Source organism: Paenibacillus sp. FSL P2-0322 (assembly GCF_037975315.1).
GTDB classification, from domain to species: Bacteria; Bacillota; Bacilli; order Paenibacillales; family Paenibacillaceae; genus Paenibacillus; species Paenibacillus polymyxa_B.
In genome coordinates this window covers 1,023,272-1,045,052 of sequence record NZ_CP150243.1, presented here as the reverse complement: position 1 = coordinate 1,045,052, position 21,781 = coordinate 1,023,272, and the positions used below count along the sequence as shown (strand labels likewise).

Genomic DNA, 21,781 nt, shown 5'->3' with positions numbered 1-21,781 from the left:
CTCCTTCCCAGCTTATGCTTTCCATACTTCATTCACCGCAGCGCGGAACAAATCATCCAACTGCTGATCAAGTCCACTCTCCATATGCTGAAGCAAGGGTGCCTTTTGTTCAAAATAAGCAATTTGCTGCTGGATAAAATCATTCACCACCGAAAGCCGTGGCTCCATATCCAGTTCCTCGCCCGCTTTTTTACGTTGCAGCAAATGCCCGATCACCTGATAAAGTTCTGTATCGGCCGGAATTAATTCCTCTAGCAAGTCTACGAATTCCATCGGAGGCATGATGTTGTAACGTTCAATCCAGCCACAGGCCAGCAGTGGGCGCAGTACATAAAAATACTTTTTAATCTTCACCTGTTCTCCTTGCAAATAATCCCGATAGTTCCCCCGCGCCATATTCAGGTAATGGTACACACAGGACTTCGGAGAGAAGGTTAACGGCGATATCGCACGAATCTGGTCAGCCACTGAATACTGCTCCAGATAGGGAATCGGAGATTGCAGCCATTCCAGCAAAGGCGGATTGGACTTGCGAAACAAATGGAGTGCCTTTTTCAAATCCCAGCCGTTCATATCCAGCAAATTGCTGATGGGTCGCTCAATCACATCCCGCTTATCAAAAATAGACAAATACCATTCTACGGATCTTACATAGATAAATCGTACATCATAGTCACTGTCTTTTGAAGGAAACCCCCATGCCCGACTGCCTGATTCACAAGCGTATACAATGCGCACCTGCTCCGCCTGCTCCAACGCGCGCAGCTCACGCAAAATCGTCTCGCACATGTCCGGTTGAATGAAACCCTGCCCATGCTTCACATCTGTCATGTTGTTCCCTCCCTTATCATTAAAGTATTTCCCGAATCTGTTCTCTAATCGACTCCTCCGTTTCAGCTACCGATAAGCGGCGAAGGCGCTCTGTCGTTTTCTCTCCCCACATCTCAGAAGACCATACCTTGAGTACATGAAGCGCTGCACGGCGATTGGAGGTCACCGGACTCCAAAGTCCGGCAGCAACTAGCTCTTGTCCCATTCCTTCGTAAGAAGACAATAGTTGCAGCAGCATACCTAGACATTGATGCGCTTCATACTCCGGTCCAAAGCCTGGCACATCAGCAGGGCCGGAAGCAATCTCTCCCAAGGGCAAGTGCTGTTCTGCAAAAGCCACCAACTTGCGCACCCGCTGTTCATCCTCTGTCTTGATGAGTTCAAAGTACAAAATAGGCTTGACTGGGTATCTGCTTAATTGATCAAATAGCACGGGCCATACATCTAGTGTCAGCATTCGAGCTACACGAATGGCATAGTGGAGATGAGATGAATCTGCATGCTGCAATTCCTGCTCCACCAATTGCACCCACTGCGGATCGTCCATCATCTGCTGGCACAGCGACGCGTAACGTCTACGCAATTCCGGTGTCCATTCATGCTCATAACGAGTCTCCCATGAATCGTCCTCTTCATCCAGAAAGTCTGCAATATCCATGATGATCGTAAAATGCTGCACCGTCGTGCACATGGCCTTGGCATGACGAAGGTAGTTACCTATAACCATAGCGGCATGCTCATAATCGTCTATACTTTCCGCAGGTCCGCCTGCTGCCAGCAAAGCCGACAGAATCTCGCCTGCTCCGTCAAACAACTCCTGATCAATCTGCGGAACGGCGATGGCTGTATGCAGCTCGCCTTTATGAGCGCACTCATAAGCAAGATATTCATACATGACATTATTGCGGAATCCTTCCCGCAGTAGCCAATCACGTATTTCCTGACGCGTAGGTTCCAGCCGTTCCACTACGTGAATACGTCCCCAGCCATGTACCTGGCGGGCTAACGTATACAACTGTTCGTTGGCTTGCTCCGAAATATTACAGATAGCTACAGCCGCATATAGCGTGAATTCATCATGCTTTGCCAGCGTTAAAATAAGCTCGTGATGCTGCTCTGTCTCCAGCAATCCAAGCAACGCAATACCAATCTTCACCACATTGCGGTGTGCTCCGTGTTCAGCCAGCCAACGCGCTTCCTCATACAAACGATCCGGCTGAATTGCTGGATGCTGGCGCACCGCATCCAGCAACGGATCAATCAGACTGAGCGCATTTTCCTCCATCAAGCGTACATACGTCTCACGTCTCGTCTTCATTCCTGGCTTACGACATTGTCTGGACAACAGCTGCACCAGATCCTTGATTTTATCGGCTACATGCTCGCCAGCACCATGATGCCCAAATGCTCCATCTAATCCTCCTGCCACCCAACGCATCGTGTGACCTGCCCAATATTCTTCATCGTCCGGTAATTGATCATCAGTAAGCCTGCCCTGAGTATCCATTCCCTGCATAATCGTTTCATAAATCGAAAGCTTGCCTACCCATGGATATAACACTTCATTTTTGCGTCGTCCAAACATGTTGCATCACCCTTCTGTTATGTATTGCTTCTTATTTCATCGTGCTATCTTATATTTCTATGATGCTTTATTTTGGAAATCGTGAACATGGTGAAAGTATTACAAAGAAGAATAATTTCCCTTTTTCCAGCATCCCTTCCCTGTTAGAATAAAGGGATAATTGCTTTCGGAGAACGGCAACAGAAACGGGGAATGCATCATGGCGAGAGAGAGTTTTGATAAAGAAATTCAATTCCTGCGCATGCTCACACTGACCAGCGGCGCTTATAATCGGCAGCAATTTGCAGACAGACTGGGCATTTCAGTGCATACCTTTGATAAAACAATCCGGCGTCTCAAGGAAATCGTCCAATCCGTACAACAGCAGTTGCCTGAGGACCAGGGACATGATTTTAATGAAATGCTGCGCTTTAATTATTATGAATCCGCTGATCCATTACTACTATTCTTGTTTCGGGCCAAATCGCTCAAGGAATCAGAAAGCGTCCGCTTATCTCTTCTGCTGACAGCGCTACAGTCACAGCCTCTGACCACTATGGAATTGCTGGATGCTTGCTGCAACGGGCTGCCTTCCGACAGTTCGCTGCCGGATGAGAAAACGATTCGTTCCGATCTGAAATATCTGGTCGAAGTCGGCGTGGTTCGCAAGGAACCCGGCGGCAGACCTTATCGCTATGCTGTCCGCAACGATCTGGTGACAGGACTGACGGACGAGGAATTACTGGACTTATATGATTTTGTAGACATTATGGCCAACACCCAGCTTCCCTCTGTTCAGGGATATCTGTTGCGAGATCATCTAAAAAAAGCCATGCGCCGTCAGGCCGGAGATCGGGAGTTGGCCGAACCTTTTTTATATAAATACCACTATTATTCACGCATTCTGGACGAAGCCCATATTCATCCGCTTCTACACGCGATTCGGCAACGTCGCTGTGTAACTTTTTTATATTTTTCGACGTCCAAACGAAGCATGTACGGGTCACAGAACACAAACCCGCTGTTTGAAAAAGAGACGGAGGGCCGTGAACATACCATTCTGCCCCTGCAAGTCATCTATGATCATCAATATGGACGTTGGTATGTTCTTGGTCATGTAGGCGGTAAAGGAATCATGAAGTTTCGTATGGAGGGCATGACTCAATTGGTGGAGGGCAAGCCTGTACCAGAGCAGTTTCATGCCGACCTGCTAGCGGTGTTGGAAGAAAAAATGCGGTACAGCTGGCTTGTTGATACCGGTCGTCCTGTGAAGGTACGGGTACGTTTTTTTAATCCTGAGGGCGCGAAGCGCAACTTTATTCGGGAACGTGTACTGTCACAGGGACAATGGGGTACGATCGTACAGGAAGAAAGTGAATCCTTTATCTATGAAATCACAGTGAATGGAATCACCGAGATTAAACCGTGGATTCGCAGCTTCGGATCAAGCTGTGAGGTATTGGAGCCTCAGCGGCTGCGTAAGGAATTCAGACAGGAATGGAAGGAGCTGCAAGCCTATTATGAGCCTGTTCGAGAAAATATTTAACTATCAGATCGTCTCTCGGCTGGATGAATCGGGCGCTTTTGCCACCACATCGCAGGAAAGAGTCTGGCTCCAATCTATGCTGACAGACTCGGCAGCAATAGACGCTTTCACCCCGTCTACGCTTGATAAGCTTCGGCAGATGCTCGCAGACGACGAGCCTCTGGAGGCCGATGGAATTTTGCGGGAAAAAGCAGGTATCCCTGCTGTCTCCGTATATCATCCGCTTCTGCTCACATTGCGTCCGATCCTACGCTCCCGTTCAGGCATCTGCCTGAGCTACAGGTTGCGCAACGGGCGTATGCATGAACGGATGTCGGGTTTTCCATATAAGCTGGAGTTTTCCATGGTCAAAAAAGAATGGAGCCTGCTGTGGTATAACCGCAGACACCGCGCGCTCATGTCTACCAAGCTGTCTAATATCGTGAACGTCACGGAAGATGAGCTTCTGCCTGAAGAGGCCGAAAAATTCACCCAACGTATACTCGGTATACTGGAGTCGCGAAAAGAACAGGGCATCATCGAAATTATTCCTGTATACAACGGGGAAATGTCACGTATTTTATATGCTTTTTCCTGCTTTGAAAAAGAGGTCGAATATGTTCAGGAAGCAGATACCTATCGTATTACGCTCACTTTCCAGGCAGACGAATGTGAATATGTACTATCTAAAATCCGTTTCCTTGGCAAACGTGTCAAGGTCGTCCAAGGCTCCCGGCTGATTTCACGAATGAAGGAAACAACGGCCAAGGCCCTTGCACGCTACGAAGAGGAATAGCTGCTGAGACAATATGAGATGCAGCCATGTAAATAGCCCCTCCCTCCGTCTGTTAATGAGACGAAGGGAGGGGCTATTAAACTACGGTTCGTATAAACGAAGTCATACACTTACATCCACATACGCCTGCTGTAACAAGCTGGTCCGCTATACGAGTTATGGCAAGGCTTGTCCGCGCGCACTGACGTACAATTCATACCATTCCTCACGGGTCATCAGCTCGCTCTGGCGTTCCGCATCCTGACATGCCTTGATTCGTTCAGGATTGGCGCTGCCAATGACAGGCTGAATCCGTGCCGGATGTTTCATAAGCCAGCCAAGGACGATCGCTTCACGTGTCGTTTCCTTTTCAGAAGCTAGCTTCTGCACCAGCTCTGCCGTCTTAACGACATGCTCAGGCTCCCCTTTCAAAGAACCTCCGCTAAAACGTCCCTGCGCCAGCGGTCCCCAGGCTTGGAGCTGAATATCCTCGGTTTGGCAATATTCCAGCAAACCTTCGCCAAAATGTACATTCGTCCCCGCCTGCTGGTTCACATGTACTGTCTGATCTACAAAATGCAGATGCGCCAGGCTCATTTCCAGCTGATTAGCGATCAGCGGCTCCGTTAGGCTCCGCTCCAGAAAACGAATTTGGCTTACATTCATATTGGAAACGCCAAAATGCCGTACTTTGCCAGACGTCTTAAGCTCGCTGAACGCCTTCGCTACTTCTTCCGGCTCTACCAGCGGATCGGGGCGATGCAGCAGCAGGATGTCCAAATATTCCGTACCCAGACGCTTCAGAATACCATCCACGGACTCCATAATATGTGCATATGAGAAATCAAAACGGCCCGGGAGCGTACCATCCGGCAGAAAAATGCCGCATTTGGACTGAATTACGATTTGTTCACGCAAGCCCGGCTGTCCCTTTAAAACCCGACCGAAAATTTCTTCCGCTTTCCCCATACGATAGATATCCGCATGATCGAACATCGTAATCCCAATAGATTGTGCAGCTTCTACAGCTCTTTCCGCTTCAACGACATGCGCCTGCGTAAACGGTGCATGGCTCCATTCTCCACCAAAAGGCATACAACCGAGCGCCAGCCGACTATCGGAGATTCCACGTTTCTGTAAAGGCATAATCTTCATGCTGCTCCTCCTTCAACCCTCAAAATATTCCCTGCTTCATCCACATATGAATAGTTCGTGGAACCGCTATCACACACCTATTTTACCACTTACTTACGGTCGTGTATCACTTTGGCCCCAATCCACATCTTTTTATCCGAATATCCCCATGCTCAGATAACGCTCTCCGGTATCCGGGGCAATGCAAAGTACCCGTTTGCCTGCTCCCAAACGCCGAGCTTCCTGAATCGCCGTCCATATCGTAGCTCCGCTAGAGGGGCCAACCAGAATCCCTTCCTGGGCAGCAATCGCCCGTGTCATTGCAATCGCATCCTCATCGGAAACCTGCACGATTTCGTCATACACTTCCGTATTCAGCACGGTGGGAACAAAGCCTGGACTGGTGCCAACCAGCTTATGTGGACCGGGTTTTCCTCCAGATAGCACTGGCGAGCCCTTAGGCTCAACTACAACAATCCGCAGATCCGGCAAATGCTGACGCAGCACTTCACCTGTTCCCGTAATGGTACCGCCCGTTCCCGAAGAAGCGACGAACACATCCAGCTTCCCTTCTGTCTGTTCCAAAATCTCAAGTGCCGTCGTCGTACGGTGGATATCCGGATTTGCCTCATTTTCAAATTGATGCGGGATAAAACTCCCTTCAATTTCAGCCCCCAGTTCGAGTGCCTTGCGAATCGCTCCTGGCATCCGTTCTTCCGCTGGTGTCAGTACGACCTCAGCCCCGTAGGCTTTCAAAATATTGATCCGTTCCTTCGTCATATTCGAAGGCATCACCAAAATTGCACGGTAACCTCGGGCTGCCGCATTCATCGCAAGACCAATTCCTGTGTTGCCACTCGTCGGCTCAATAATGGTGCCTCCCGGCTTTAGACGTCCTGCCTTTTCCGCCTCGGCAATCAGGTTGCCCGCCGCCCGATCTTTAACACTGCCGCTTGGATTAAAATACTCCAGCTTCACATACACTTCCGCATCCTGCGGCCGTGTGAGCCGTTGGAGTCTTACACAAGGTGTATCTCCTATTAAATCTGTAATACTATGTACCACTTTAGGTGCCATTGTTATATCCTCCTTGGATCGTTCCTTACAGCGTCATTTTACGATCTTAATATCATACTACCAAAATAACATACTTGGCTCCTTCCTACCTGTCGCTTTTGTAAATTACATAAAACTTATCAACTTAGTATGTAAAATTCTTGCAAAATGGGTCGCCAGATATCGCCTGTAATGATATACTCGCATTACTATTTTTTCAGGAGGATACAAGACACTTATGAGTAATCAAGAAAATATGACAGCAAATCGCTTCCCCCCCTCCTTGCTATGGTTGACCCTTGGTGCCTTCGCCATCGGCATGACCGAATTCGTCATTATGGGACTTCTGCCCAATGTAGCCCATGATCTTCATGTTACGATTCCGCAAGCCGGGCAGTTAATCACCAGTTACGCGCTTGGTGTGGCCATTGGCGCACCTGTACTTACTGTATTAACCCATAAGGTTCCGCAGAAAAAGCTGCTATGCCTCCTAATGACCATATTCATTTTAGGCAATCTTTTTTCTGTCATTGCTCCCAATTACGAACTTCTGATTGCGGCCCGTATGGCTACTGCATTATCGCACGGAACCTTTTTGGGAGCCGGTTCCCTGATCGCTGCCAGACTGGTTCGTCCTGACAAGCGCGCGGGTGCTATTTCTATGGTGCTGACCGGTTTGACCGTGGCGAACATTATTGGCGTGCCCTTTGGTACCTTTATCGGACAACAGCTCGGCTGGCGTGCTTCCTTTGGAGCCATTGTGGTCATCGGCTTGATTTCTCTCTTTGGTATCATTCGCTACATTCCGGTGATTCATCAGGACAAGCCTTCCAGTCTCAAACAAGAAGTCAAAAGCCTGTTTAATCCAAAAGTGCTGCTGATGCTGCTCACAGGTGCAGTCGGTTGTGGTAGCCTGTTCACTGTCTTTACGTACATTACGCCTTTGCTTACGGATATTAGTGGCTTTGCCGAGCATAGCATTACCTGGATTCTCGTCCTGTTTGGCCTAGGGGTAACGATCGGCAACATCGTTGGCGGCAAGCTCGCAGATTGGAAACTACTTCCATCCCTGATCGCAAACTATGCTGTGCTGGCTATTATTTTGGCCATTCTGACATTTACGCTTCAAAGCAAGATATTGGCCGTCATCACAGTCTTTATCTGGGGCATTGCTGCGTTCGGCATCATGCCGGGTATTCAGGTTCGCATCATGAATCTGGCCTATGAGGCTCCTTTACTTGCCTCTACCTCCAGCCATTCCGCATTAAATCTGGGCAACGCAGGCGGTGCTTTTATCGGGGGAGTTGTTATTAATCAAATGGGGCTAGCCGCTATTCCATGGGTTGCATCGCTAATCACTGTCGGCGGTCTGCTACTCATGATAGTTAGCTACATTGAGGATCGCAAGACGGCTCATACTGAAGCGATAGCTGAGATACAGTCATAGAATCATTTAGTAGGTTGGAAGTAAACGAATGGTTCATTTTTCATAGATTGAGAGATATTGTCCACTCTCTTCTTCTAAATTCCTCATAGTATGACATTGTAATACAAATTTATGAGGAAAGAAGTGTGTATGATGAGCCTTTTTTTTACAAACAACACGAGTAATACCATCTATGCCGCCTATGCTTATCCTAGTTCCGACTGTCATCCCACCAATTATTCTAAAATGGGCTGGTATCGGATAGAACCTGGTGATACGAGAGAAGTATGGAGCGGTTCTGTCGGGGGAACCACATTCTATTATTATGCTGAAGATCACTCCAATTCGTGGCGTGGTACGTACCGCACACGGCTTCCGAGAAGCACTAGCAGTGATTTTCATTGGTGTTGGAACTATAGCAGCGGATCATCCAGACGAGTGGGGATGCGTAGACTTTCCATTGACTCATCTGTAGACAGTTACACTGTCGAGTTCGGCAGAACCAGCCAACTGTCAACAAAGACAACTCATAAAGCATTACCTTCTAAATCGGAGGACTCCGGCATTCGCAGAATTCCGAGAAGACCGGCTCGCTTTAAAAAAGGAACCCCGGTTCCAGTAAAGTCCAAACGATAAGTCAAAGAACCGAACCGTAACCCGCATGATGGATATTTGAAAAAAAGTGACCACCTTGCGGGTTATTTTTATTTCACTCTGGACATTCAGACGCTTGTTGCAACCACAGTGTTTTGCCTCGCCGTTCAGCTTAACCAATGATCAAAAAAGTCCCGATAGCCCTGCTTCATCACCTGACTTGAAAACTGTTCCATAGCGTATGCCTGATTTTCTGTAGAAACCCGGCGCGGTGAGGCGGCAGCCATATTGACCAGCTCGAACCAGTTTTTCTCATTCCCTGAAAAAGAATGCGTAGAGCTGATATGTCCATAGCAAGGATGCTCTGGCTTCACGACGATTTTACCCATAGCCAGCGCTTCGGTCAGTGGCATCGCGAACGTATCGAATTTGGAGCAGCTCCAATACACCTTTGCCGTGTTCATCAGTGCAAACACCCCATCTTGCGTCAACGCAAATTGAAGTTTAACATTGTCCGGGATATCGTACTTCTTCATACTTTCCCTGTAGCGTTCACCGCCAAATACCATATAGACATCCTTGTCAGGATTATGCCTCGCATACTCCAGCACCAAATCCGGACGTCGGTTCTCCTCATCTCTACCAATCCACATCACCCGGTTCTCTACCACTTGCGAGGGATCAAAATGCTTTTCCACCAGCGGCTCATTAAATCCGATCGGGATGACTGTCACATCGGTTACGCCAAACTTCGAAGCCATCTCCTGCTTGAGAAAGGCAGTCTGTACGATAGCCTTGTCCACGATCTGATAAAAAGGCTTCATCATCTCGTAGCCTGTAAGTGCCGGATCAGGAAAACTATGCGGAAAAAGCACGCTGTTTTTAAAAAACATGTTCAAATAGGTAAAGCCAGATACCGTATAAATAACGTGCTCAATCTGCTGCTCATGGAGTTGGTCCAGTACGACGTCATAGTTGACCAGGTCGCCCTTTTCGTGCTCATAGCCAGGAAGCCAGTCATGGCTGCTCACATGGCGCTCTGGTGATACAAATACGATGTCCACCCCCAATTCCAACCCGATCTGCTTCAGACGTTCTGCAAAAATACGAGGACCCTGTGCTTCAGCAAATTGTATTTTTCTCATGACCAAACCGACTTTTTTCATGGATTTATTTCCCCACCTTCTTTTACTAACTAAATACAGTCTATGTCTTAAGCTACTATCTACATTGTTGGGCTTGTCCCCAATCCATCATCGCTGCACATTGGTTCAAACAGGCTAACGTTTCATCCAACTGGGACTCTAATTGCTCTTTTGACCATTTATCGCCGTTTCTATGCAGGTTCGTTCCAATCCTTTGCAAATCACTTGTGATTAACAACAGCATCCAGAGCGAAAATACCACCGCAAACATGCCATATTCCAGCATAAATGCCGTTCGATCCACTCTTATCCCCAACAGCTCCAGCTGCTCCACGTATGTGTCCAGTATACGAATACGCAATTCGGACGTCATCCGTCGGGGAAACAACGGATGGGACATGTCGATCAGGTGATATACATCCCACAGCGGTGTGTTCAGATGAGCATGCTCCCAATCCAGTACCATAAGCCGTTCCCCGCTCAGCGCATAGTTCCCCGGATGAAGATCACCATGAGACAGTACTAGCTGCTGTGAAAAAGATAAATGCTCCAGCTGTACATACATACGCTGCATCTGTTGCTTAGATAATCCCAGTGAGCTGCAAAGCTTTAACACATCCGGCTTGCGCGTGTATAGCTCGGAAACCATCTCCTGAATGAGTGGCTTCGGTCCCCGCAGCGGCATTCCAGCAAAACGATCCGTCGGCAAAGCATGCCACCATGCAACAAGTCCAATAGCCCGTAACAGGGTTTCGTCTGCGTGTAGATGATGTAACGGACCAAGGTCCTCAAAAACCATCCATTCTCCTCCGCCATCCGCGTCTGCGTCAGACCAGGCTAGCAATCGGGGATAGATTGGTGATAACGCAGGAAGCACATGCTCGTACACCCATCTCTCCCGCCCCTCCTGATCATCGTTGGTTAGCGGTTTGAATATATAACTTTCAGAGGAAGACACGTAAAAACGTTCCACATGCCGACCATTCGTACCTGTATATAAAATTTCACGATTCCGCGCCAGCGTATCATTCAAAGTGCCGTCAACATTCACATATTGATGAAAAGGATTCATAGCTACCCAACTTTTTTGTATAAAATGTAATAGCACGATCATATCACAGTCCTCGTTCCGAACGAAGTCCAGATCATCTTGGGGAAACTCGCCGTACCAAAAAAGGGGCTTGTCCAATCAGATCACAAGACCTGTTGGACAGCCCCTTATCATATCTCTACTCCTATCTTACTCCGATTAATATTGAGTATTGCCGGACTCGCTCGTATTACTGGATTTAAAGCCTTTGAACAATTGTTTCACATTGTGATAACGAGTGTTCGTAATTTTAGCTTTGCTGTTAGGACCGTCCGATCTCAGGATCGAATCCTTCACGTTGGAAATATCCGAGTTATCCAAAGTCATATTCACTCTAAAAGTAGAGTCCCCCAGCTGGCGAACCAGTTTTCCGATATCATCGGCTCTAAAGTTCTTAATGTTAATCGTGCCTTCGGCATTAATTTGGAATACTTTATCGTACGCATGGAACGCTCCACCGCCCGTAATGTTTACCGTGCCTGGTTCTTTAAGCGTCAATGCATCTTCACCTACATCCTCCCACGTTACGTTGGAGATAGTTCCATTGCCATATACATGCACACCATCCGCAGCAGGTGCAGCGATGGTCACATTTTTCAGTGTTGCATTATTTTCAAGCTTGAAAATAGGCTTTTGAGCCTCTTTCTGGCTTCCGTCTCCCAAGGTATCAGGATCAGCCACTACAGTCTTGCCTTTACCATCGTATACTTCTCCAGCTTTAACAAGTATGGTCTTATGAACGACTTCTGGAGCTGCATGAGCAGAATAATTGCCGACAAATAAAGCAACCAACATTCCTGATAAAGCGATACTGATTCCCTTTTTCAATACTTTAGCTGTGTTTGTTTTCATTTCAATTCATCCCTCTCGTAGATAATTTTTTATTGTTCCAATTCTTCGTTGACTAGAACGCGTAGACCGTATCACCACCTTCGCACAATGAACCCATTAACCGATACATGTCTATAAAGCATTATTTAACTATTTGCATATGTATACTTGGTTTTTGGTTCAAAGCAATCTTGTCTTATAAATAATACAAAGCACAAATTGTAAAGAGAGCGATTACATTTACAATTTGCATAACTCTATTATAATCATACTTCCAGTAATTTCAATATATTTCCCGCCAAAATATGTCCTTTTTTTTAATTAAGTACACAATATTGCCTCTTTTATACTTGTATAAGTTTATTTTTTGACAATTTACGCATCAAATTACTGAGTATCTAGTCTCGAATGCGTGCTCTATGTCACTACAATGGTAATCAGAACCTTATTTCGTTCTATACCTCATTTTTGATGTAGTCTATACTATTGAATGACACGTTTGATGAACGTATAATGTATTTAGTGCTTTGAAGCGTCACATCTCAACATTACTGGTGAGAAAAGAGTGGTTATCGTGCAAAACAATAGTGAGATTCCATTAAAAGAACAAAATATTGTGCTCATCGGCTTTATGGGTGTAGGCAAAACAACGATCGGTTCCCATCTAGCTCGCAAGCTGTATCGCGATTTCGTGGATATTGACCAGGAGATTGAACGAGAATACAACATGCCAACAACAGAGATTTTCAAAACTTATGGAGAGAAGCGTTTCCGTGAGATTGAAAAAGAGCATATTTTGAAGCTATGCAGCAACACACGCCTCAAAATCATTTCCGTTGGCGGTGGTGCATTTTTACAGGAAGAGGTGAAGCAAGCTTGTTTGGCTTCATCGATTGTTTTCTTCCTGGATTTAAATTGGGATTCCTGGAAAGATCGGCTCAAGATGCTGATTGACACCCGTCCCAATCTACAAAACAAGACTTTAGGGGAAATTGAGGATCTCTTCCGTTCCAGACAGGACATTTACGCGGTGAATCACTCCAAGATCGATACGGATCAGTTGGATGCGGAAGAAGTCGCAGACTATATTATTCAAACGCTGAATCTAGGTTGGGAGTTGTATGAACCTACTCGGGGATTGAATTAAGAGTTACACAAAAAGGAGGGCTCGCATGCTTACCGCATGGGGGCCTTCCTTTTTGGTTCACTGCGGATATATTACTGACTAGCGAGTAATGCTATCCATCTTTTAAGAATGGCTATGCAGCACCGTCAATATCTCTCTCAGTTCAGTGACAGGAATCTGCCCCGGAGCGGAAGCTTTCTTAGCAGCACCAAAGGTCAGAGCCGAACCAAACAGTTCTCCGGTCAGGCGGCTCACGACACCTTTCCCCGCCATCGACATCGTAATAATCGGCCGATCTGCATGCTCTTCTGCCATGGTACGCGTGGCATCCAGCAAAGTGAGCACATCGGCTGTATTGGTTGGCATCACTGCTATCTTAGGCAGATCGCCTCCCAATTCCTGCGCCTTACGTAACCGGGACACAATCTCCTCCTTCGACGGCGTCTTATGAAAATCATGATTAGATATAATCACATATACGTTATGCTTATGTGCTGCTTCTACCAGCGTCTTCACATCAGCTTCCTCATTAAAAAGCTCTACATCAATAAGTTCGACTTGCCCCGTTTCGGCTACTGTACGGTTCAATTCCACATAACTCGCTGCACTGATTTCCTTTTCTCCGCCTTCCCGAGCGCTACGGAACGTAAATACGAGCGGAACATTTGCTAAAATAGACCGAATTTCATGTAAGGCAGCTTTAACCTTTTCCAGATCCTCCACATGCTCGAAAAAATCGACTCTCCACTCCACGATATCCAGGTCGAGCGTACGTAAATAAGTGGCCTCTTCCTTCAACTGCTCCAACGTTTCTCCCACCATGGGCACACAAATTTTTGGCGCTCCTTCACCGATCAGAACATCTTTCACCTTTACGATTTTAGCCATCTCTATCTCACTCCCAAATTACAGTTTCAAGTCGAACATGTACAATAATTCATAGTATAACGCATTCTGAATAAGCATGCAGATGATTAGGTCCAGTCGTCATTTATTTGGTATCAAGTACGATTTTAGGGGACAATTTGCGACTTGCTGGAAAAACTAAACTGTACCGAAAATTAACAAACACCGCCAGTACGATCCCTAGCACATTCACAATAATAGCTAGCATAAAAACACTCGATATCTGAGAATGTTTCAAAAGAAAGCCTGTAAACACGGGAATGACCGTGTATGACAGCGAGGTTGCTGTATACACAAACCCGGTAATCTGTCCTTTTCGTTGACTAAAAAATTCACTCATTACGGTTAATGTCAGCTGAAGTACACCTGATATTGAAAACCCAATGACGCTCGCACAAATAATGGCCGCAGCCCCTGACTTGAATAAGAGAAGCGCTCCAAAAGCCAACAGGGAAATACATGGATAAATAAGAATAATGTGAACAGGTTTAACCCATTTTCTTAACACAATTACCAATACAAACACGGAAATCAGTGAACCGACATTGTAATAAACTAATAATCTGAGAGACTCTGATTGGGTCATACCGATAAACTGTTGTCCAAAAGTAGGCAGCCATAACTGCACAATATAAAGCAAAGTCGGTCCGGTAAATCCGAGCAAGATAAGGCATACCCCTTCCTGCCAAAACCGCGGCTTACTCCGATCATTTGCCTCCAATTTTCCCGCTTGCTCAACGCTCGATACAGAAGTATCACCAACTGGCTCCTTGGGTGACTGAACCCGCATGTCTGGGAACTTCATCTTGAACAGGTAAATTGCATTCAAAGCAAATATGAAGGCTGGTAAAAAGAAAGAGAATCCGTAGAAAATGTCGTGATTCATAAAAAAGATAATCATTAACGGTAAAAATGCCGCCCCGATGGATATAAAGCCTCTCACCAACACTGTAGCCGAACCAGAGGATTGGGGGAAAGCTTCGATCAGCGCTGGATAAGTACCTGAATCAAGAAAAGAATTCGCTACGCCTGCCAGCACTGCCAGTACGATCGCCATCTCAAAGCTGGGACTCAGCGGTATACCGACCAAGAATACAGCCATTAGTAGCCCTGCTACCACAATAAACGGCTTACGACCATAACGGTCGGAGAGCACCCCGGATATGTACAGCGTAAACAACCTGCCAAATCCCATCGCAGAAACCAAGAGACTGATGCCCGCCTGATCTGTATGCAAATGCTCTGTTAAAAAGGACATGTGGGACGCCAGCATAATATTAAACATGCCGAACAAAAGATAGTTTACATAAAGGCCTGTCGCCACTGGAAAAGAAGAACGTTTCATCATGAATTCACCTGCTTTTGTAAGTAAGTCTTGTAGTATTAAAATGTGAATCATTTCACATTACCTGTGTCGATGATGAAGTATAGAACACATTTTAAGATTTATCAAGTTTAAATATTGCGGGACCCCAACCTAGACGCGCTGATGCGTTTTCAGATAAAACTCCTTGCCGTAGCTTAGTGCAAAGTTCCGAAAGTCCACTACTGCCGGGGATAAATATCTATTTTTGATGCTGGCCAGGTAGATAAAACGCTCGTATTCTGGATTTACAATAGGCAATGTTTTGACGTTAAAATAATCTAACGATGAAATTCGAGGCATAACCCCAATTCCGTAATTGACAGACACCAGCCCTGCCATTGCTGTATCCTCTTCAATCTCGCAAATAATCTGTGGCGTGACGCCCGCTTTGACAAACAAATTCTCAATAATGGGCCGAACCCCACTCTTTTTGTTGAAGAAGATCACCGGATAATCCGCTGTATCCTTGAGATCAATTTGGTCTAGAGTCGCCAGTGGATGATCAGGCGAAACAATGACAACCAGTTCCTGCTGAGCCAACGGAATAAACTCCACATCCGGTTCATTTTCCATGTGAGAGCAGAACGCCACATCATAATGTTCCTGCTTCAGCCCCTTGATAATATCGTTCGTATTCCCTTGGTGAAACGAAAAGGAGATATCTTTACGGGCATCTAGAGCTGAAAAAGCCTGAATGATCGCTGGAATGAAGTGTGAGCCTAACGTGTAAATGAACGCCAAATCTATATTTCCATGGCTTGGACTCACTAGCTCCCGTAAATTGTGTTCTCCCTTTTCTAATTCATCCATCGCGTGCTCCACATACTTCAGGAAAAATCGTCCGTATTTGTTTAACCGAATATTTCTCCCCTGCTTCTCGAACAGATGAACTCCCAAATCTTTTTCTAATTCTGAAATCGCATGACTTAAACTGGGCTGAGTAATACATAGTCGCATAGCTGCCTGGGTAAAATGCTCCATCTCCGCAAGTACACGAAAATATTGTAAGTGCTTCAGGTTCATAATTATGTAATCTCCTTCTTTAATTCATATTTTAAATTATAGACCCAAACTATGAAAAACGATAGAAATATGCATTGGATTTATAATAACACTCCTTATATAATAATGACATAGAAAGAATGTGAATAATTTCACTTATCTGTAGGCGTAATGCAATACCGCTGGACGATGCCTACCTAGGCCATTGATCTAAAATTTAAGTTGGGAGTTACACTTATGAAAAATCCTTATATCAGAATGGCAGCAGGGCTTTACATCAACTATTTTCTTCTGGGTATGATCAATGTTATTCTCTCGTCGAATATGAGCTTCCTGACCGTCCAATTGAACACGGATAAAGCAGCCATCGGCTATCTGGTGTCCGCGATTGGGATCGGTAAGCTGCTCGCTCTCGGGGTAGCCGGAAAAATGTCAGACAAATACGGAAGAAAACCACTCATTGTTATTGCATCATTTGCTTATTTAATCTTTCTGATTGGCATTCCGCTTGCACCTAACTATTCGCTGGCATTCGTGTTTGCCATTATCGCAGGGCTTTGCAACTCTATGATGGATTCAGGAACGTATCCTGCATTAATTGAAGGCTTTGGAAAAAAAGCTGGATCTGCAACTGTACTGGTCAAAGCATCCATCTCTATCGGTGCTATTGTGATTCCGTTCATGATTGCATTCTTTATTAATCACGATATGTTCTATGGATATTCCTTCTTTATTCCAGCAGGGATTTATCTGCTGAACGGTATCTTCTTATCGATGACAGCTTTCCCCAACCACAAAGCTGAGGAACAAAAGGCTCCAACCGAGGCTGCTCAATCCACAGATACTTTCCGCAGCGAGCCTAAGTTTTGGCAAGAAGGTTTATCTCTGATTATTATCGGTTTTACTTCTACTGTATTGTTCATGATCGTGCAGCTATGGCTTCCTACCTTTGGACAAGAGGCCCTGGGCATGGACAAAGCCAGTGCCATTAAACTGCTGAGCTACTATAGTATAGGTTCATTGGTTTCCGTTATTTTGTTAGCAGTGGTACTTGGTAAATTCATTAAACCGATTACTGTCATGATTGTATATCCGCTTATTGCCCTACTTTCTTTGTTGGCTTTAATTACATGGCACAATCCTGTCGCTACTTTGATCAGTTCATTCTTGATCGGCTTGTCTACCGCAGGCATATTCCAAATTGCCCTCACGGTTATGACGGAATTTTTCCGCAAGAACAAAGGCACTACGACTTCTCTCGTGAACATAGCAGCCAGTCTTTCGTTCATCCTGATGCCTTTGGCTACCGGGGGCATGTCCAAAAGTTTGGGAATTACCTCGGTATTCATTCTGGATATTGCGATTGCTGTAGTCAGTATTTTGCTGGCCGTGTTTGTTGCTTATCGATATAAAAAAGTATTTCATTAAACTACACAGATTACTTGGAGGCTTATATAATGAAAAATGCTGGACGTATTGACGGAAGAACACAACTAATCGGACTGCTTGCTACACCAATCGGACACTCTTTGTCCCCGGCTATGCATAATCTTGCGTTTGAAAAGCTGGGCCTGAATAATGCGTATATGGCCTTTGAAGTAGGAAATGAACAACTTGAAGAAGTGGTACGGGGGATGCGCGCTCTGAACATACGCGGTTATAACGTGTCTATGCCTAATAAAACAGCTATTCTACAGTATCTTGACGAGCTGGACGACAGCGCTAAATTTACAGGTGCCGTCAACACCGTCGTGAACACAGATAGTAAACTGAAAGGCTACAGTACAGATGGATCTGGTTATGTTCGTAACTTGCGTGAACACGGCATTGACCTGAAAGGCAAGAAAATGACACTTGTGGGCTCTGGCGGCGCAGCTACACCGATTGCTATTGAAGCGGCTCAAGCAGGTCTGGCTGAAATTTCAATCTTTGCCCGTAACGATCAGTTCTTTGCTCGTGCAGAAGAGAATGTCCGTATTATTAATGAAGATATGAAACACACCCAAGTTAAGGCGAATATCTATCCATTGGAAAATCAAGAACAGCTACGTGAAGAGATCCGCACAAGTCACATTCTCGCTAACGGTACAGGTGTTGGTATGAAACCACTGGAAGGCAAAAGTGTGATTGAAGATGTGTCCATGCTTCGTTCCGACCTGATCGTAACCGATGTAGTGTACAGCCCAGCTAAATCCAAGTTGATGGAACAAGCCGAATCCGTAGGTGCAACTGCCATTAACGGTCTGGGCATGATGCTGTGGCAGGGCGCACTTGCCTTCGAACTGTGGACAGGCCAAGAAATGCCAGTCGCTTATATTAAAGAACAGCTTTTTGCTGACAAGCTGTAAACATAGAGCTACTAACAAACGCATCAAGCAATGAATTCCTTCTATTATATACTCATTTATGTACTCAAAAGACTATGCTCGGCGAATGAACACTTCTGCCTGGCATAGTCTTTTTATTAATCCTTATAAGGGTCAAATTCATTAGCCCCAGCCATGCATACCCCAATGGGCTTCAGTTCATGCATAACTTCCACGGTCTCGGAATGAGCGTCCAGTACCTCGCGCAGTTTACGGTAGACGAACGGGCTTTCATCTGTACCGGCTCCGCGCAGTTCGACACTATAGTTCAGAACGGCCTCCTTCATCTGTACGTCCGTGATTTGTCCACCACTCCGTGTGCGGGTTTTCCAATTCATTTTACCAGCTGCCTGGGTACGACTCATAATACGACCTGCCCCATGAACTGTACTATAGTAGGAATCCCGATTTTCTACCGAATCTTTTCCGCGTACAATCACCGAAATATCGCCCATGCTTCCTCCAATAAAGCCCATCTGGCCAGGTGCCGAGGGAGTAGCGCCTTTACGGACCACAATGGTGTCACACCCATCATGCTGTTCTTTCCATGCGTAATTATGGTGGTTATGCACAGTAAAGTCCGCTTCGGTCCCCATAATACCAAGCACTTGTTCTATCACATAGTCACGTCCCGCATACGCATAGCGTCCGGCAAGGCGCATCGCACGGTAGTACATATCCCCCAACTCACTGTTCATATCCAGCAGCACAGGCGGCTGATCCATATGCTCTCCCGGCGCCTTTCCGAGAAACTCTCGTCCAGCGGCCAAATTTAGAAACCCACTTGCTGTTTTGTGTCCAAAGCCCCGGCTGCCGAAATGATTGGCAATCCAGACCTGTCCTGTCGCTTCCTCGACGAATACATCAACAAAATGATTACCACTCCCTACTGTACCCAGCTGTTCTCTCGCCAAGGACTTCAGTTTGTCATGTTCTTGTTTCCCAATCGCCGCATATACTGCCCAATCCGGGTCATCGAACAGCTCATGGTCTATCTGAATTGCATTCACACGACCTACGCCAAACGAAATATGACATGCAACCTCATCCATCACGGCTGAAATACGCGGCATAATATCTGCTGCAAACAGCTTGGTTCTTACCGCCTTATTTCCGCAACCGATATCATACCCGACACCTGAAGGCGAAATTTGTCCGTCATACACCATCACACCGCCAATCGGCTGACTGTAGCCTTTATGATGATCTGCCATCAGCAGCGCTTGAATTACATTACCGTTTTCGGCACATGTACGAGCTTGAGATAATGCCCCTGGATCAGGTACTCCCCATACGCGTACTCCATTGATTTCTTGATAAGCCATCGTCGTTTCATCCTCCTGTAAGTCACTCCATGTTTAAACTTGTAAAGTCGTTAATTGCATTATGTACGTTTTACCAGCTTCCGAACAGGGCGTAAGTATTACAAGTACAATAGTAGATATCCCCTAAGAAAATGAAAAAGGAATCCATGCAGCCAACCAGACTGTAGGATATCCTTTTATGATCATTTAGAAACTATTAAATCAATTATACTAATCTTTTTTGATGATTCCGAATTGATCCACAATAAAAGGTTTGGCATCATTTTTGTTTTGATCAATTTCATACGTTACGGCTGTAAGTTTATTTCCGTCTACAGTAATGCCAACAAAATTCTGTACCTGTCCACGTGTTGGTCTACGATTGTCACTCGGATCTGGGCCATATACTGCCGCATGATTCTCTTCAGCTAGTTCAAAGAGATTATAGTACTTATCTCCAAGTTTTTCACTTGGGTTTTTGTAGTAGACTTTGGGGCCAGCGGTTGCTGGGATGACATAGATACTTCCATCTGGATTCACACTATATTCAATCGTCTTATCATTTAATGTATCTTTTAATTTTGTTGGCGTTGTTGCTTTACCCTCTTGGTTGATTGGTTTCGTACGAGCGTAAATATGATCGTGCCCTTGCACGACAAAGTCGATATCAAGTTCGGCCATTAGTGGAGCGATTTGGTTACGAACTCCATTCTTATCCATGATGTCAGAATCTGTTGCATGATTAGAGGTAGTGTAAGGACCTTTATGAATGTTAACAATGATCCACTTTGCACCTGCCCTTTTGGCTGCCGCAGCATCTTTCTTTAACCATTCGACTTGAGCTTCAGAAAAATTGGCATATTTCTCTGAAGCCTCATTGGAGTTCAGTACGATAAAGTGAGCATTGCTGTAATCATAAGAGTAGTACGCTCCTGTTTTAGTAGCGGAACCAGAAGGTTCGTTAATATTAAAGTGATCATAAAAAGCGTAGTTCTCATCCTCGTGATTACCTGCTGAAGGAACAATGGTTGTATTCAAAAGGCTTTTTTGTGAATGCCCCAGCAGCCAGTTCCACTGCTCTTCTTTGGTACCCGTATCTACGATATCTCCGTTGTGGACTACAAACTGAGCATTTTCTACGGTTTGAAGTGCTTTTTCGAGCGTCTGTGAAGACAATATGGCTTCATCTTCGCTTTTTGCTTGTGTATCAGCTAGATCGATGAAGGTAAATTCACCGCTCTTAGGAGCCGTTTGAAACGTACCTGTTTCGCTCCATATCCCGCGCGCTGCATCACCCACACGATAATAATAAGCTGTGTCCGCTTGAAGACCTGTAGCTACAGCTTTATGGACAAGCTCTTCTGCAGAATTGGTCGATGGAGAGGAAGTGCCTTCAAATGTAAGAGCACTCGTATAATCAGCTTCAGAAGCCGTTTTCTTGATTACTTGAACAGTGCTGTTCGTGAAAAGTTTTGAAGTATACCAAGTAAATCCTTTGGAGACTTTTGTGTCTCCATAAAATGTAGCTGTAACTTTACTAATCCCTTGATCTGTGTTCCCTGGTGACTCAGCATGGACAGGTAAGGCTGACATGCCAGTAATCAAACCTAGTGCAAGAGCAACAGACATAGATGTTGCTGACCACTTTTGAAACTTCTTAAACATGTGTACACTCCTCTTTGCAGTTAATATGTAAAAGTTATAACTATAATCATAACAATCAAATGTTAATACGTTGTT

General features: G+C 45.6%; 19 protein-coding genes. 7 read left to right on the top strand and 12 right to left on the bottom strand.

What is annotated here, in order from left to right; all coding sequences use genetic code 11:
• Nucleotides 1–12: 12 nt before the first annotated feature.
• Together MKY24_RS04775 and MKY24_RS04770 are read right to left on the bottom strand one after the other, a co-directional pair.
• Nucleotides 13–831, bottom strand: coding sequence for a nucleotidyltransferase domain-containing protein (locus MKY24_RS04775; protein ID WP_028542045.1), 819 nt, complete (start codon nucleotides 829–831; stop codon nucleotides 13–15).
• A 19-nt stretch (nucleotides 832–850) separates the two neighbouring features.
• Complete coding sequence (locus tag MKY24_RS04770; RefSeq protein WP_339201489.1) at nucleotides 851–2,416, bottom strand: limonene hydroxylase; 1,566 nt, start codon at nucleotides 2,414–2,416, stop codon at nucleotides 851–853.
• 199 nt (nucleotides 2,417–2,615) lie between these two features.
• Here MKY24_RS04770 and MKY24_RS04765 point away from each other — a divergent pair, with 199 nt between their 5' ends.
• Both MKY24_RS04765 and MKY24_RS04760 read left to right on the top strand, forming a co-directional pair.
• Complete coding sequence (locus tag MKY24_RS04765; protein ID WP_339201488.1) at nucleotides 2,616–3,941, top strand: WYL domain-containing protein; 1,326 nt, start codon at nucleotides 2,616–2,618, stop codon at nucleotides 3,939–3,941.
• A complete protein-coding gene (locus tag MKY24_RS04760) occupies nucleotides 3,916–4,716 on the top strand; it encodes a WYL domain-containing protein (RefSeq protein WP_339201487.1) in 801 nt (266 codons plus the stop codon). Before MKY24_RS04765 ends, MKY24_RS04760 begins: the two co-directional genes overlap by 26 nt.
• Before the next feature lie 156 nt (nucleotides 4,717–4,872).
• Here MKY24_RS04760 and MKY24_RS04755 read toward each other — a convergent pair whose 3' ends face one another.
• On the bottom strand, nucleotides 4,873–5,850 hold the full coding sequence (locus MKY24_RS04755) for an aldo/keto reductase (protein ID WP_023987149.1): 978 nt from the start codon (nucleotides 5,848–5,850) through the stop codon (nucleotides 4,873–4,875).
• 132 nt (nucleotides 5,851–5,982) lie between these two features.
• The gene (gene cysK / locus MKY24_RS04750) at nucleotides 5,983–6,906 is read right to left on the bottom strand and encodes a cysteine synthase A (RefSeq protein ID WP_264454138.1); all 924 of its coding nucleotides are present in this window, start codon (nucleotides 6,904–6,906) and stop codon (nucleotides 5,983–5,985) included.
• Between the two features lie 217 nt (nucleotides 6,907–7,123).
• Here cysK and MKY24_RS04745 point away from each other — a divergent pair, with 217 nt between their 5' ends.
• Both MKY24_RS04745 and MKY24_RS04740 read left to right on the top strand, forming a co-directional pair.
• Nucleotides 7,124–8,332, top strand: a complete 1,209-nt coding sequence (locus MKY24_RS04745) for an MFS transporter (protein ID WP_339201486.1) — start codon at nucleotides 7,124–7,126, stop codon at nucleotides 8,330–8,332.
• Between the two features lie 129 nt (nucleotides 8,333–8,461).
• Nucleotides 8,462–8,947: a DUF1036 domain-containing protein gene (locus tag MKY24_RS04740; RefSeq protein ID WP_158451748.1), complete on the top strand. Its 486-nt coding sequence runs from the start codon at nucleotides 8,462–8,464 to the stop codon at nucleotides 8,945–8,947.
• Between the two features lie 125 nt (nucleotides 8,948–9,072).
• On the opposite strand, the gene MKY24_RS04735 is transcribed toward MKY24_RS04740, so the two are convergent.
• The 3 genes from MKY24_RS04735 to MKY24_RS04725 form a co-directional block, all read right to left on the bottom strand.
• Nucleotides 9,073–10,071: a glycosyltransferase gene (locus MKY24_RS04735; RefSeq protein ID WP_339201485.1), complete on the bottom strand. Its 999-nt coding sequence runs from the start codon at nucleotides 10,069–10,071 to the stop codon at nucleotides 9,073–9,075.
• Between the two features lie 55 nt (nucleotides 10,072–10,126).
• Nucleotides 10,127–11,164, bottom strand: a complete 1,038-nt coding sequence (locus tag MKY24_RS04730) for an aminoglycoside phosphotransferase family protein (RefSeq protein WP_175405209.1) — start codon at nucleotides 11,162–11,164, stop codon at nucleotides 10,127–10,129.
• Nucleotides 11,165–11,299: 135 nt separating this feature from the next.
• Entirely contained in the window at nucleotides 11,300–11,992 is a 693-nt protein-coding gene (locus tag MKY24_RS04725) for a pectate lyase (RefSeq protein WP_339201484.1), read from the bottom strand.
• Nucleotides 11,993–12,545: 553 nt separating this feature from the next.
• Here MKY24_RS04725 and MKY24_RS04720 point away from each other — a divergent pair.
• On the top strand, nucleotides 12,546–13,118 hold the full coding sequence (locus tag MKY24_RS04720; protein ID WP_023987143.1) for a shikimate kinase: 573 nt from the start codon (nucleotides 12,546–12,548) through the stop codon (nucleotides 13,116–13,118).
• A gap of 102 nt (nucleotides 13,119–13,220) precedes the next feature.
• On the opposite strand, the gene aroD is transcribed toward MKY24_RS04720, so the two are convergent.
• The 3 genes from aroD to MKY24_RS04705 all read right to left on the bottom strand — a co-directional run bounded on the left by aroD (nucleotide 13,221) and on the right by MKY24_RS04705 (nucleotide 16,392).
• Nucleotides 13,221–13,985, bottom strand: coding sequence for a type I 3-dehydroquinate dehydratase (aroD, locus tag MKY24_RS04715; RefSeq protein ID WP_028542038.1), 765 nt, complete (start codon nucleotides 13,983–13,985; stop codon nucleotides 13,221–13,223).
• A gap of 103 nt (nucleotides 13,986–14,088) precedes the next feature.
• Entirely contained in the window at nucleotides 14,089–15,351 is a 1,263-nt protein-coding gene (locus MKY24_RS04710; protein WP_080751598.1) for an MFS transporter, read from the bottom strand.
• A 129-nt stretch (nucleotides 15,352–15,480) separates the two neighbouring features.
• Nucleotides 15,481–16,392 carry a LysR family transcriptional regulator gene (locus MKY24_RS04705; RefSeq protein WP_023987140.1) on the bottom strand — a complete coding sequence of 304 codons (912 nt, stop codon included), beginning with the start codon at nucleotides 16,390–16,392 and terminating at the stop codon, nucleotides 15,481–15,483.
• 216 nt (nucleotides 16,393–16,608) lie between these two features.
• Here MKY24_RS04705 and MKY24_RS04700 point away from each other — a divergent pair, with 216 nt between their 5' ends.
• Both MKY24_RS04700 and MKY24_RS04695 read left to right on the top strand, forming a co-directional pair.
• On the top strand, nucleotides 16,609–17,799 hold the full coding sequence (locus tag MKY24_RS04700) for an MFS transporter (protein WP_076160067.1): 1,191 nt from the start codon (nucleotides 16,609–16,611) through the stop codon (nucleotides 17,797–17,799).
• A 29-nt stretch (nucleotides 17,800–17,828) separates the two neighbouring features.
• Entirely contained in the window at nucleotides 17,829–18,719 is an 891-nt protein-coding gene (locus MKY24_RS04695) for a shikimate dehydrogenase (protein WP_339201482.1), read from the top strand.
• Between the two features lie 116 nt (nucleotides 18,720–18,835).
• Here the strand turns inward: MKY24_RS04695 and MKY24_RS04690 are convergent, their stop codons facing one another.
• Together MKY24_RS04690 and MKY24_RS04685 are read right to left on the bottom strand one after the other, a co-directional pair.
• Entirely contained in the window at nucleotides 18,836–20,062 is a 1,227-nt protein-coding gene (locus MKY24_RS04690) for an RtcB family protein (RefSeq protein ID WP_068938580.1), read from the bottom strand.
• A 210-nt stretch (nucleotides 20,063–20,272) separates the two neighbouring features.
• Nucleotides 20,273–21,706, bottom strand: a complete 1,434-nt coding sequence (locus tag MKY24_RS04685; RefSeq protein WP_068938579.1) for a metallophosphoesterase family protein — start codon at nucleotides 21,704–21,706, stop codon at nucleotides 20,273–20,275.
• Nucleotides 21,707–21,781 lie beyond the last annotated feature (75 nt).

Excerpts from the sequence above, each read along its gene's own strand:
- MKY24_RS04770 (WP_339201489.1), bottom strand. The coding sequence starts at position 2,416 with ATGTTTGGACGACGCAAAAATGAAGTGTTATATCCATGGGTAGGCAAG.
- cysK (WP_264454138.1), bottom strand. The coding sequence starts at position 6,906 with ATGGCACCTAAAGTGGTACATAGTATTACAGATTTAATAGGAGATACA.
- aroD (WP_028542038.1), bottom strand. The coding sequence starts at position 13,985 with ATGGCTAAAATCGTAAAGGTGAAAGATGTTCTGATCGGTGAAGGAGCG.
- MKY24_RS04765 (WP_339201488.1), top strand. The coding sequence starts at position 2,616 with ATGGCGAGAGAGAGTTTTGATAAAGAAATTCAATTCCTGCGCATGCTC.
- MKY24_RS04690 (WP_068938580.1), bottom strand. The coding sequence starts at position 20,062 with ATGGCTTATCAAGAAATCAATGGAGTACGCGTATGGGGAGTACCTGAT.
- MKY24_RS04710 (WP_080751598.1), bottom strand. The coding sequence starts at position 15,351 with ATGATGAAACGTTCTTCTTTTCCAGTGGCGACAGGCCTTTATGTAAAC.
- MKY24_RS04695 (WP_339201482.1), top strand. The coding sequence starts at position 17,829 with ATGAAAAATGCTGGACGTATTGACGGAAGAACACAACTAATCGGACTG.
- MKY24_RS04705 (WP_023987140.1), bottom strand. The coding sequence starts at position 16,392 with ATGAACCTGAAGCACTTACAATATTTTCGTGTACTTGCGGAGATGGAG.
- MKY24_RS04735 (WP_339201485.1), bottom strand. The coding sequence starts at position 10,071 with ATGAAAAAAGTCGGTTTGGTCATGAGAAAAATACAATTTGCTGAAGCA.
- MKY24_RS04745 (WP_339201486.1), top strand. The coding sequence starts at position 7,124 with ATGAGTAATCAAGAAAATATGACAGCAAATCGCTTCCCCCCCTCCTTG.
- MKY24_RS04730 (WP_175405209.1), bottom strand. The coding sequence starts at position 11,164 with ATGATCGTGCTATTACATTTTATACAAAAAAGTTGGGTAGCTATGAAT.
- MKY24_RS04700 (WP_076160067.1), top strand. The coding sequence starts at position 16,609 with ATGAAAAATCCTTATATCAGAATGGCAGCAGGGCTTTACATCAACTAT.
- MKY24_RS04740 (WP_158451748.1), top strand. The coding sequence starts at position 8,462 with ATGATGAGCCTTTTTTTTACAAACAACACGAGTAATACCATCTATGCC.
- MKY24_RS04775 (WP_028542045.1), bottom strand. The coding sequence starts at position 831 with ATGACAGATGTGAAGCATGGGCAGGGTTTCATTCAACCGGACATGTGC.
- MKY24_RS04725 (WP_339201484.1), bottom strand. The coding sequence starts at position 11,992 with ATGAAAACAAACACAGCTAAAGTATTGAAAAAGGGAATCAGTATCGCT.
- MKY24_RS04755 (WP_023987149.1), bottom strand. The coding sequence starts at position 5,850 with ATGAAGATTATGCCTTTACAGAAACGTGGAATCTCCGATAGTCGGCTG.
- MKY24_RS04685 (WP_068938579.1), bottom strand. The coding sequence starts at position 21,706 with ATGTTTAAGAAGTTTCAAAAGTGGTCAGCAACATCTATGTCTGTTGCT.
- MKY24_RS04760 (WP_339201487.1), top strand. The coding sequence starts at position 3,916 with ATGAGCCTGTTCGAGAAAATATTTAACTATCAGATCGTCTCTCGGCTG.